Origin of the sequence: Arthrobacter sp. SO5 (assembly GCF_020532805.1) — a bacterium.
Lineage (GTDB): Bacteria > Actinomycetota > Actinomycetes > Actinomycetales > Micrococcaceae > Arthrobacter.
The window spans coordinates 69705-80906 of sequence record NZ_MQTQ01000074.1; the positions used below are offsets into that span (position 1 = coordinate 69705).

General features: G+C 67.4%; 8 protein-coding genes. 4 read left to right on the forward strand and 4 right to left on the reverse strand.

Features of this window, described 5'->3' with window-relative positions; translation table 11 throughout:
* Positions 1-67: 67 nt before the first annotated feature.
* The 4 genes from BJG92_RS13875 to BJG92_RS13890 form a co-directional block, all read right to left on the reverse strand.
* Positions 68-1390 (reverse strand): RNA polymerase sigma factor, encoded by a 1323-nt coding sequence (locus BJG92_RS13875; protein WP_232084578.1) that lies wholly within the window; start codon positions 1388-1390, stop codon positions 68-70.
* Between the two features lie 282 nt (positions 1391-1672).
* Positions 1673-2983: a DUF4192 family protein gene (locus BJG92_RS13880; protein WP_232084579.1), complete on the reverse strand. Its 1311-nt coding sequence runs from the start codon at positions 2981-2983 to the stop codon at positions 1673-1675.
* Between the two features lie 102 nt (positions 2984-3085).
* Positions 3086-4417, reverse strand: a complete 1332-nt coding sequence (locus BJG92_RS13885) for a nitrate/nitrite transporter (RefSeq protein ID WP_232084580.1) — start codon at positions 4415-4417, stop codon at positions 3086-3088.
* 35 nt (positions 4418-4452) lie between these two features.
* Positions 4453-5391 (reverse strand): proteasome assembly chaperone family protein, encoded by a 939-nt coding sequence (locus BJG92_RS13890; RefSeq protein ID WP_232084581.1) that lies wholly within the window; start codon positions 5389-5391, stop codon positions 4453-4455.
* A gap of 317 nt (positions 5392-5708) precedes the next feature.
* Here BJG92_RS13890 and BJG92_RS13895 point away from each other — a divergent pair, with 317 nt between their 5' ends.
* The 4 genes from BJG92_RS13895 to BJG92_RS13910 all read left to right on the forward strand — a co-directional run bounded on the left by BJG92_RS13895 (position 5709) and on the right by BJG92_RS13910 (position 11180).
* Positions 5709-7235: a leucyl aminopeptidase gene (locus tag BJG92_RS13895; RefSeq protein WP_232084582.1), complete on the forward strand. Its 1527-nt coding sequence runs from the start codon at positions 5709-5711 to the stop codon at positions 7233-7235.
* Positions 7236-7474: 239 nt separating this feature from the next.
* Positions 7475-8860 (forward strand): dihydrolipoyl dehydrogenase, encoded by a 1386-nt coding sequence (gene lpdA / locus BJG92_RS13900; protein ID WP_232084583.1) that lies wholly within the window; start codon positions 7475-7477, stop codon positions 8858-8860.
* Between the two features lie 127 nt (positions 8861-8987).
* Positions 8988-10727 carry a 2-oxoglutarate dehydrogenase, E2 component, dihydrolipoamide succinyltransferase gene (gene sucB / locus BJG92_RS13905; RefSeq protein ID WP_232084584.1) on the forward strand — a complete coding sequence of 580 codons (1740 nt, stop codon included), beginning with the start codon at positions 8988-8990 and terminating at the stop codon, positions 10725-10727.
* 102 nt (positions 10728-10829) lie between these two features.
* Entirely contained in the window at positions 10830-11180 is a 351-nt protein-coding gene (locus tag BJG92_RS13910; RefSeq protein ID WP_232084585.1) for a hypothetical protein, read from the forward strand.
* The last annotated feature ends 22 nt before the right edge of the window (positions 11181-11202 follow it).

Below are 11202 nucleotides of genomic sequence, written 5' to 3' on the forward strand. Positions count from 1 at the left end.
GTCACTTCGCGCCCATTCCACCGGGGATTATGGGCGGAAAGTGACCCCGCGTTGCGCTGTTCGGGTGCTAGTCGAGGTAGTCGCGCAGGACCTGCGAGCGTGACGGGTGGCGCAGCTTGGACATGGTCTTGGATTCGATCTGGCGGATCCGCTCCCGCGTCACGCCGTAGACCTTGCCGATTTCGTCTAACGTCTTCGGCTGTCCGTCGGTCAGGCCAAAGCGCATCGCCACAACTCCGGCTTCGCGCTCGGAGAGCGTGTCCAGCACAGAGTGCAGCTGTTCCTGCAGCAACGTGAAGCTCACGGCGTCGGCGGGGACCACAGCCTCGGAGTCCTCAATGAGGTCGCCGAATTCGGAGTCGCCGTCCTCGCCCAGCGGAGTGTGCAGGGAGATCGGTTCGCGGCCGTACTTCTGGACCTCGACGACCTTTTCCGGGGTCATGTCCAGCTCGAGGGCCAGCTCCTCCGGGGTGGGCTCGCGGCCGAGGTCCTGCAGCATCTGGCGCTGTACCCGGGCCAGCTTGTTGATGACTTCCACCATGTGCACCGGGATACGGATGGTGCGGGCCTGGTCGGCCATGGCCCGGGTGATCGCCTGGCGGATCCACCAGGTGGCGTAGGTCGAGAACTTGAAGCCCTTGGTGTAGTCGAACTTTTCCACCGCACGGATAAGGCCCAGGTTGCCTTCCTGGATCAGGTCCAGGAAGAGCATGCCGCGGCCGGTGTAGCGCTTGGCCAGCGACACCACGAGGCGGAGGTTCGCCTCCAGCAGGTGGTTCTTGGCGCGCTTGCCGTCGTGGATGACGAATTCGAGCTCGCGCTTGAGCTTCGGATCCATGGATCCGTCGTCGGCATTGATCTTCTCTTCGGCGAACAGGCCGGCCTCGATACGCAGGGCCAGGTCCACTTCCTGCTCGGCATTGAGCAGCGCGACTTTGCCGATCTGCTTCAGGTAGTCCTTGACGGGGTCCGCCGTGGCGCCGGCCGACATGACCTGCTGCACGGGGGCGTCGTCGTCGTCGGCGTCGGAGTAGACAAAGCCGGAGCCGGTGGGGGCTGCGGCGGCTTTGGCGGGAATCTCCTCGCCGTCTTCACCGATCTCGACGGCGGCTACCTCGTCGAGGTCAGCCTCAACCTCGTCGTCGTCGCCGCGGGCGGCTTTACCGGCGGCCTGCGCCGCGGCTTTAGCGCCGGGCTTCGGCCCGCGTTTCTTGGGTTCAGGCTTGGCGGCTGCCGATTCGGTGCCGTCACCTGCGGCCAGGGCTGCGTCTTTGACAGCCTTGTTGGCTGCACGTGTGGCAGCACGCTTGGCGTTCGTCGCCGCCTGCTTCTCCTCAGGGGACAAGACGGCCTGGTCGGCGGGTTCCTTCTTCGTGGAAGACGGGGTCACAGAAAACCTTTCTAGCAGCGGTCTGTGGAATCACCATACGGGCAACACCACTATGACCCTGTCAAGTCCGTGTTTCACATCAGGCGCAGTCACGGCCGGCAGAGCCACTTAGTAGAACTGCCGGGAGGACCGTAATGTTCCCCGTTTCCAAGGTTCATTACGTGCGCTCAATACACGGACCCAACCGGGTCGCGGCAACCATTGTCTCATGATTTTCTGAATCGGCGCCGAAGCGGAGCCACGCGGCTCCCACATCGTGGTCCGCTGTCAGGGCGCCCGCGCTCATGCGGCCTCCGGCTCGAACTTCTGCCAGGCGGCGTCCCTCCGGCCAGCCCAGCCGCACAGTGTGCCGCGCCGGACCAGTTCCGCCAGCAGCTCCGCCAGCCGGTACCCCGGGCAGTGTTCCCCGGCCTGGCTGAAGAGCGCATCGGCGTACGAGCCTTTGCCGCGGCACCACTCAATCCAGCCGCGGCCTGTCAGCGCTGCGGCCGCCGCCTCCCCGCCGGCCTCCCCCAGCTGGATCAGAATGTGTTCCAGCCGTCCCATCCGCTGCCAGTCCGGCACCGCGGGCGCCAGGCCCAGTAAGACCTCCCCGTAGCCCGGGGCATCCGCCGGTACGTCCCCGGCACCGACGCCCCCGCTTCCGGCCGGCAGCGGCTGATCCGGGTCGCCTTCCGTGGTCGGCAACGGCAGGGTTGGCAACGGCGGGGGCGGCAGGGCCGGCTTCCGGAGCCCCTTCCCGGCGCCGGTCGCGCCGTGCGGCGGAGCCGAGCCGCCGTCGAACAGCCCGAATTCTTCAGCCCCGCGCCTGGCCGCCTCCGCGCCGGCCGCAGCCATCACCAGGACGGCGTCGCGCCAGGCCGGGACGCACAGCGCAGCGCGCAGGTAGCCGCTGAGGTCCGCCGGCAGCTCCTGCACCGGAGCCGCGTGCATCACCTGGCCCCAGACGTCCAGCACCTGGTCGAACAGCTGCCGCTCAAGCCAGCGGCCGGCGAACCACTGCGCCCAGGCCAGCTCGGAGGCCAGGACCTCGGGGTCCTCGGGCAGCCGGGGCTGCTGCGGTGCGCCCGCCCCCGGAGCGGCGCCGACGGTGCTGCCGCGGAAGACCATCTCGGCGTTGAGCCTGCTGTTCCTGATCTCCTCGACGGGCCTGCCGGGCGGGGCACAGCATGAGGGATCACTGCAATAGGCATTGCACCAGTACTCGGCACCGATGAGCCAGGCATCACGCACTGGCATCCCGGCTTCCGACAGCACCAGCTCCAGCTCGCCCAGGAGTCCGGCCCACGCGGCGCGGTCGCCGTCGATCCCCGTGAAGAAGGCCAGCAGGGATCCGTCGGCCTCCTCATCGGATTCCAGGTAGGAGGCCACGCTGCGGGCAAAGCGGACGACGCCGCGGGAACCGCCCGGCCCGCCCACGCCGCCGCCGCCGTCGCCGTCGTCGGGCAAGTCAACCCGCAGGGTGGCACCGAGCCGTTTGCCCTGCAGGGTCATGGCCACGAGGCTGCGGGCGGGCCAGTACCCCAGTGAGTGCGGGATGAAGCCGAGGATGTCCTCGGGCCCGGTGATTCTCAGGTGATCGGGAGCTGTCATAACCCCAGCCTCCCCGCGGGCCGCGTCCCGCCGGTAGCTCCGGTGTCCCTATGTGGAAAACTGCGGCGGTACCGGAGGCAGGAAACGCCCGGGTACCGCGGATCAGGGGGTGCGGCGGCGTTCCGCGTTGACCCTGCGCTGCCGGGCGATCGCCGCGCGCAGGGGCGGCACCACCGTGCCTTGGGCCGCCATCATCCGGCGTACCTTCCGCCGGATGATGATGACGGCCCCGGCCCCGCCCGCCAGCAGCAGGAACTGGACACTGAGTGCGATCCGGAACGGCTCGAGACCGTAAAGTTCCCCTCCCGAGAAGCCGGTGGCCTGCAGGAGATCCAGGACAAGGCCGATCAGGAAGATTGCCACGAGGGATGCGATGAAACCGCCCACGTTGACGATTCCGGTGGCAGTGCCAATCCGGTGGGAGGGGTTGAACGTGCGGGCGAAATCGAAGCCGATCATGGAACCCGGACCGCCGACGGCCAACACCACAACCAGCCCTGCCAGCAGCCACAGCGGGGAGCGGCCCGGGATCAGCAGTACCGCGGCCCAGGCCGCGGCGGTTGCGCCTGCGATCAGCAGCACCATGGTGGACCGCCGGAGCGGGTGCCGGGCAACGAAGCTGCCCATCAGCGGACCGGCCGCAAGCGCGGCGGCAACATACAGCGTCATCAGCGCCGAGACCACAGGCGTCTCCAGGCCCTGCCCCGAGATCAGGAATGGGTAGCCCCAGGTCATGGCGAAAACAGTGCCGCTGAACTGGACGGTGAAGTGGCTCCACAGCCCCAGCCGGGTGCCGGGCTGCCGCCACGCCTTGGCCAGGGAAATGCCCGTGGCGCGCAGCCCCTGGGACGGTTCCGGGGCCGGATGCCCTGGCGGCAGGTCCTGCAGCAGGATCACCACGAGCACACAGGCGACGGCGGACATCCCCGCCAGGGTCAGGAACGCGGGGGTCCAGCCCGCCGAATGCAGGATGATCGCGAACGGCACGATGCTGAAGAGCTGTCCGAGTTGCCCGGACATGCCGGTGAGCTGGGTGAGCAGCGGGACGCGGGCCGGGGCGAACCACAGCGGGATCAGCCGGATCACCGAGATAAAGGTCATGGCGTCGCCGGCACCGACCAGCACCCGGCCCAGGACGCCGCCCGGGATGTTGTCAGCATAAGCGAGCTGGAGCTGCCCCAGGCCCATCAGCAGGGCGCCCCCGGCGATCATCGCACGGGAGCCGAACCGGTCCACGAGCACGCCCACCGGGATCTGCAGGCCGGCGTAGACCAGGAGCTGCAGCACGGTGAAGAAGGAGATTTCGGCTGCGCTGGCCTGGAAGCGTTCCGTGGCTTCCAATCCCACCACGCCGAAGGAGGTGCGCTGGCTGACGGCCACCAGGTACGCGAAGATCCCGACGATCCAGATCAGCCAAGCACGGGATGCAGTCACCACCCCATTATGCCCGCGGGGCGGAAAAATAGTACTTATTCGCCGGGTTCTTTACGCGCAAGATAGGCCTCGACGGCGGCTCCGAGCGCGTCCGCATTCGGCAGCTGGTCGTTCTCGTCCGCGAGCAGGGATCGGCGCACGGTGCCTTCGGCCTTCTCGTCATAGCGCGTCTCAAGCCTCGAAACCACCTGCTGGACTTCCTCCGAGGCGTCAAGCTGTGCGGCGATCTGGCGCCCGACTTCACGGCCCGCCTCGCGGAGCCGGTCAGCGGGAAGCATCAGGGAGGTGGCCGCGCCGAGGTACTCCAGCCCTGCGACGGCGGCCGTGGGGTATTCGGCCTCTGCAAGGTAGTGCGGGACGTGGATGACATAGCCGGCGACGTTGCGGCCGGCCCCCACCAACCGCAGCTCCAGGAGGTGGCCCACGGCGGCAGGCACCTCGACGGTGGGCTTCCACATCGAGATTCCCTCGATGAGGTCCGGGCGGTTGCCGTGGACCGTGACGCCGACAGGCCGGGTATGCGGAACCGGCATCGGGATGGAATGGATCCAGGTGGCCAGATTGACGTCCAGGTCCTCAACGATCCCGACGACGGCGCGAGCGAACCGTTCCCACTGCAGGTCCGGTTCGAGCCCGGCCAGGAGCAGGAACGGACTGCCCAGCCCGTCCACGAGCCGGTACAGGGCCAGGCTGGGGGCCTGGTAATCCTGAAGGTGGTCTTCGACGAAGCTGACCTGCGGGCGGCGGCTCCGGTAATCGATGAGCTGATCGGCGTCGAACTGGGCGACCATCTCGGAGTCCAGGGTGTCCAGCAGTTCGTCGGTGATCTGCCTGACGACGTGGCCGGCGTCGGCGAAGCCGGTGAACCCCATGACGAGGTTCAGTCCGCGCAGCTCCGGGCTGTGGAACAGCACGTCGTCACGCAAATACAGCGATTCGGGGTCCAGCAGTGAGCCGGAAATCCGCTCAATCACGGCATGTTCCTTTCGTCGTAGGCAGTTGGGTGGGCTGACCGGCCCTGCACCTTGCAGTGCCGGGGGCAGCGCAGGCGGGCCGGGGCGCCAGTACCAGATACAACGTCTGGCGGTGCCGGGACATTCCGGCCATTGGTGTGCTCCAGCTCTCATTCAATTGAACACCCGCGCCCGGGAGAGACTACGATCGGAACTGGCCGTCTGACGGCTTGCCGACACCCTGCCACGTCTCCAACCGACCGTGGCTCGGGTTCCGTGGCCGGACGCCGAACATGCAGGTCCTGCCGACACATCCCAGAGAATTGAGGACTGCCCTCGTGGTCAAGAATACTGAAGTCACACTTAGTGCAATCGCCGGGGATCTGAGGAAGTCCCCCAGCGACGCCCTCGTCATCGGAGTGGGGCAGGGCGTGGACGGTCCTGTGCTGCTCGCCAACCCCCTGACGGCCAAGGCCGCCGAGGCGCTGGCGGAATCACTGAGCGTTCTTGGCATCTCCGGGGCAACCGACCAGGTGCACCGGCTGCCGGGCCTGCGCGACGTCGGAGCCGACGTCCTCGTGCTCGCCGGTGTCGGCAAAGTTGCCGCCGGACAGGCACTCAGCGAGGAAACCTTGCGTCGCGCCGCCGGTTCGGCAGTGCGCCAGCTGGCCGGGGTGGCCACCGTGAAGCTGGCACTTCCGACGTCGACGCTCGGCGATGTCGCCGCCGTCGCCGAAGGCGCCGCAATGGGCGCCTACTCGTTCACCGAGTACCGTTCCTCCAAGGACGGCCTCAAGGACCCGGTGAAAAACGTCGTGATCGTCACCGATTTTGCTGCCGACAAGGCCCTGCTGCCTGTCCTGAGCCGCGCCGCCCTGATCGGCAAGGCCGTCAACGCCACCCGCTCGTTGGTCAACCAGCCGCCGAGCCATCTCTACCCCGAGACGTTCGCCGACGCCGCCAGGGAGCTGGCCAAGGGCCTGCCCGTGAAGGTCACCGTCTGGGACGAGAAGCGCCTGGAAAAGGAAGGCTTCGGCGGCATCCTCGGCGTCGGCAAAGGCTCCGCACGCCAGCCGCGCCTGGTCAAGGTCGAATACGCACCCGCCCGGGCCACCGCCAAGATCGCGCTCGTGGGCAAGGGCATCACCTTTGACACCGGCGGCATCTCGATCAAGCCGCACCTGGGCATGGGCGACATGAAGTCCGACATGGCGGGCGCCGCAGTCGTCCTCAACACGGTGCTGGCCCTCGCCGGCCTGGGCCTGCCCGTTAAGGCGACCGCCTGGCTGTGCATCGCCGAGAACATGCCCTCCGGCGCGGCCCAGCGCCCCGCCGATGTCCTGACGATCTTCGGCGGCAAGACCGTCGAGGTCCTGAACACCGATGCCGAGGGCCGGCTGGTCATGGCGGACGGCATCGTGGCCGCGAGCCAGGAATACCCGGACGCCATCATCGACGTCGCCACACTGACCGGCGCGCAGCTGATCGCCCTGGGCGACCGGACCGCCGGCATCATGGGATCCGACTCCGTCACCGGCCCGCTCAAGGCCGCCGCGGACCGCGCGGGCGAACTGGTGTGGCCGATGCCGCTGCCCGAGGAGCTCCGCCCGAGCCTGGACTCGCAGGTTGCCGACATCGCAAACATCGGCGAACGCCACGGCGGCATGATGACGGCCGCCGTGTTCCTGCGGGAATTCGTCGGCAAGGGCAAGAACGGCGAGCAGATCCCCTGGGCGCACATCGACATTGCCGGCCCCTCGTTCAACAACGGCGCCCCGTACGGCTACAACCACAAGCAGGGCACGGGCAGCACGGTGCGCACCCTGGTGGCGTACGTCGAGGACATCCTGGCCAAAACGGTCTAGGCTCCCGCGCGCCGTTGTGGCCGGGGGCACGGATCTCCCGGTCGCAACGGCGCGTGAGACTGGACACAAGCGCTCCACAAACGCCTCGGCAAGGTGGAGCATGGATAGGTGGTTCGCTAAGGTGAACTGCGGTAGTCACAAATGAAAGGGAACGCCCCTGCTGGCATCATCACGGCAGGAAGTTCCAAGACCAGATGATGCGTACTCTCGTGTCATCGTTCACGCGAGGGAGCGTTTTAGTGGCCGATCAGGCAACTGCGCAAGAATTCGACATCCTGGTACTCGGCGGCGGCAGCGGCGGCTACGCAACTGCCCTGCGCGCCGTTCAGCTCGGCCTCACGGTCGGGCTGATCGAAAAGGGCAAGCTCGGCGGCACCTGCCTGCATAACGGCTGTATCCCCACGAAGGCCCTGCTGCACTCCGCGGAACTGGCCGACCACGCCCGTGACTCGTCCAAGTACGGTGTCAACGTCACCCTCGACAGCATCGACATCACCGCTGTCAACGCCTACAAAGACGGCATCATTGCCGGCAAGTACAAGGGCCTCCAGGGTCTCATCAAGTCCAAGAAGGCCATCACCGTCATCGAGGGCGAGGGCAAGCTCCAGGGCACCGACACCGTCGTCGTGAACGGGACCGCCTACAAGGGCAAGAACATCGTCCTCGCGACCGGCTCCTACTCCCGCTCGCTGCCGGGGCTGGAAATCGGCGGCAAGGTCATCACCTCCGACGAAGCCCTCACCATGGACTACATCCCCAAGAGCGTAATCATCCTGGGCGGCGGCGTGATCGGCGTCGAGTTCGCTTCCGTCTGGAAGTCCTTCGGCGTCGACGTCACCATCGTCGAGGGCCTCCCCTCGCTCGTCCCGAACGAGGACGCGACGATCGTCAAGGCCTTCGAACGCGCATTCAAGAAGCGCGGCATCAAGTTCTCCACCGGCGTGTTCTTCCAGGGCGTCGAGCAGAACGACGACGGCGTCAAGGTCACCTTGGTCGATGGCCAGAGCTTCGAGGCCGAGCTGATGCTCGTGGCCGTCGGCCGCGGACCCGTCACGGCCAACCTGGGCTACGAGGAAGCGGGCGTGACGCTGGACCGCGGCTTCGTCATCACCAACGAGCGCCTCCACACCGGCGTCGGCAACATCTACGCGCTCGGCGACATTGTCCCCGGCGTCCAGCTCGCGCACCGCGGCTACCAGCAGGGCATTTTCGTCGCCGAGGAAATCGCCGGCCTGAAGCCAGTTGTCGTTGACGACGTCAACATCCCCAAGGTCACCTACTCCGAGCCCGAAATCGCCACCGTCGGCTACACGGAAAAGGCCGCCAAGGCCAAGTTCGGCGACGACCAGGTCCTGACCCAGGAATACAACCTCGCCGGCAACGGCAAGAGCTCCATCCTGGGCACGTCCGGCCTCGTCAAGCTGGTCCGCCAGAAGGACGGCCCCGTGGTCGGGGTCCACATGATCGGCGCCCGCATGGGTGAGCAGATCGGCGAAGCCCAGCTGATCGTGAACTGGGAAGCCTACCCGGAGGATGTGGCCCAGCTGGTCCACGCCCACCCGACCCAGAACGAGGCACTGGGTGAGGCCCATCTCGCATTCGCGGGCAAGCCCCTCCACGGCTAGGTAGTTCCGCCCGCACCACCGCAAGAACACCGTGCGTAGTGCACCCGGCACGAAATGCCGGGTGCACTAAGCTCGACCAAGGCAGCAATCATCCGCACTAAAGATCAATAAGGAGAACGGGGACGACATGTCTGAATCCGTTAACTTGCCCGCCCTCGGTGAGAGTGTCACCGAAGGAACCGTCACCCGCTGGCTGAAGCAGGTAGGTGACCGGGTAGAGGTGGACGAGCCGCTGCTCGAGGTTTCCACCGACAAAGTCGACACCGAGATCCCCTCTCCGATCGCCGGCGTGATCGAGGAAATCCTCGTCGCCGAAGACGAGACCGCTGAGGTCGGCGCCCCGCTGGTCCGCATCGGCTCCGGCTCCGCCGAAGCTGCAGCCCCGGCCGCTGAAGCCCCGGCCGCCGAGTCCCCGTCCGCTGCCGAGGCGCCGGCCCCCGAGGCCGAAACGCCCGCGCCGGCCGCCGAAGCTGCCGCTGCAGCACCCGCTGCCGAGGCCGCACCCGCCGGCGAAGGCCACGAAGTGACCCTCCCGGCCCTAGGCGAGAGCGTCACCGAAGGTACCGTCACGCGCTGGCTGAAGAGCATCGGTGACACCGTGGAGGTCGATGAGCCGCTGCTCGAGGTCTCCACCGACAAGGTCGACACCGAGATCCCCTCCCCGGTTGCCGGCACTCTGCAGGAAATCCGCGTCCAGGAGGACGAAACCGCCGAGGTCGGCTCCGTCCTGGCCGTCATTGGTTCCGGCGCCGCCGCGCCCGCCGCGGCTCCGGCTCCCGCAGCCCCCAAGCAGGAAGCACCCCAGCAGGAGGCTCCGGCTCCCGCAGCCCCCAAGCAGGAAGCACCCAAGCAGGAGGCACCGGCTCCGGCCGCAGCCCCGAAGCAGGAGGCACCCAAGCAGGAGCCAGCCCCGGCCGCACCGGCTGCGCAGGCCGAGTCCGGCTACGTCACTCCCCTGGTCCGCAAGCTCGCCAATCAGCAGGGCGTGGACATCTCCTCGGTGACCGGCACCGGCGTCGGCGGCCGCATCCGCAAGCAGGACGTGCTGGCAGCCGCAGAGGCCAAGGCCGCTCCGGCCCCCGAAGCACCCGCGCCGGCAGCGGCTGCTGCTCCTGCCTCGCGTCCGTCCGCGGAGCTTTCTTCGCTGCGCGGCACCGTGCAGAAGGCGCCCCGGATCCGCCAGGTCATTGCCCGGCGCATGCGTGAGTCGCTGGACATCTCCACCCAGCTGACGCAGGTGCACGAGGTAGACATGACCAAGGTCGCCAAGCTGCGCGCCACGGCCAAGAACTCCTTCCAGGCCCAGAACGGCTCCAAGCTGACCTTCCTGCCCTTCATCGCCAAGGCTGTAGCCGAGGCCCTGAAGCAGCACCCGAAGGTCAACGCCTCCTACGACGAGGACAAGCAGGAGATCACCTACCACAACGCCGAGCACCTGGCGATTGCGGTGGACACGGACAAGGGCCTGCTGGTTCCGGTCATCGCCGACGCCGGCAACCTCAACCTGGCCGGCCTGGCAGGCAAGATCGCCGACGTCGCCGGCCGCACCCGCGACGGCAAGATCGGCCCGGACGAGCTCTCCGGCGGAACCTTCAGCATCACCAACATCGGTTCCGTGGGCGCCCTGTTCGACACCCCGATCATCAACCAGCCGCAGGTCGCCATCCTCGGCACCGGCGCGATCGTCAAGCGTGCTGTCGTGGTCGCCGATGAGAACGGGGACGACTCGATCGCCATCCGCTCGATGATGTACCTCTCCCTCACGTACGACCACCGCCTGGTGGACGGCGCCGACGCGGGACGCTTCCTGCAGACGCTCAAGGCGCGCCTCGAAGAAGGCGCGTTCGAAGCCGACCTCGGCCTCTAGGATCCACGGCACGGCGTACGCACGCTGAGAGCCGGAGGGCACCTTCCTGTCAGGGAGGGTGCCCTCCGGCGTTTATGGACAGTTTGTCGATAAACTCGGGCCATGGACATTCTCAAGTACTTTCTGGTCTTTCTGCACATCCTGGGCTCCGCCGCGATCGTCGGCGGCTGGTTCGCCACCTTCAAGAAGCCCACAGTCCTGCCGGTGCAGCTCTACGGCGCCATCGCCCAGCTGGTCACCGGGCTGGCCCTCGTAGGGATTGCCGGCGCCACGCAAGATCCGCTGAACTACTACAAGATCGCCGTCAAATTGCTGATCGCCGTCGCGGTCCTGGTGACGGCCGTGATCGGGTACCGCAAAGCCGCTTCCGGGGCTGTGGTGCCCACCGGACTGGCGCATGCCGTCGGTGGCCTGGGGCTGATCAACATCGCGGTGGCCACCCTCTGGAACTAGGTCCCCGGGATTTTCGGCGGCG

Excerpts from the sequence above, each read along its gene's own strand:
- BJG92_RS13880 (WP_232084579.1), bottom strand. The coding sequence starts at position 2,983 with ATGACAGCTCCCGATCACCTGAGAATCACCGGGCCCGAGGACATCCTC.
- BJG92_RS13910 (WP_232084585.1), top strand. The coding sequence starts at position 10,830 with ATGGACATTCTCAAGTACTTTCTGGTCTTTCTGCACATCCTGGGCTCC.
- sucB (WP_232084584.1), top strand. The coding sequence starts at position 8,988 with ATGTCTGAATCCGTTAACTTGCCCGCCCTCGGTGAGAGTGTCACCGAA.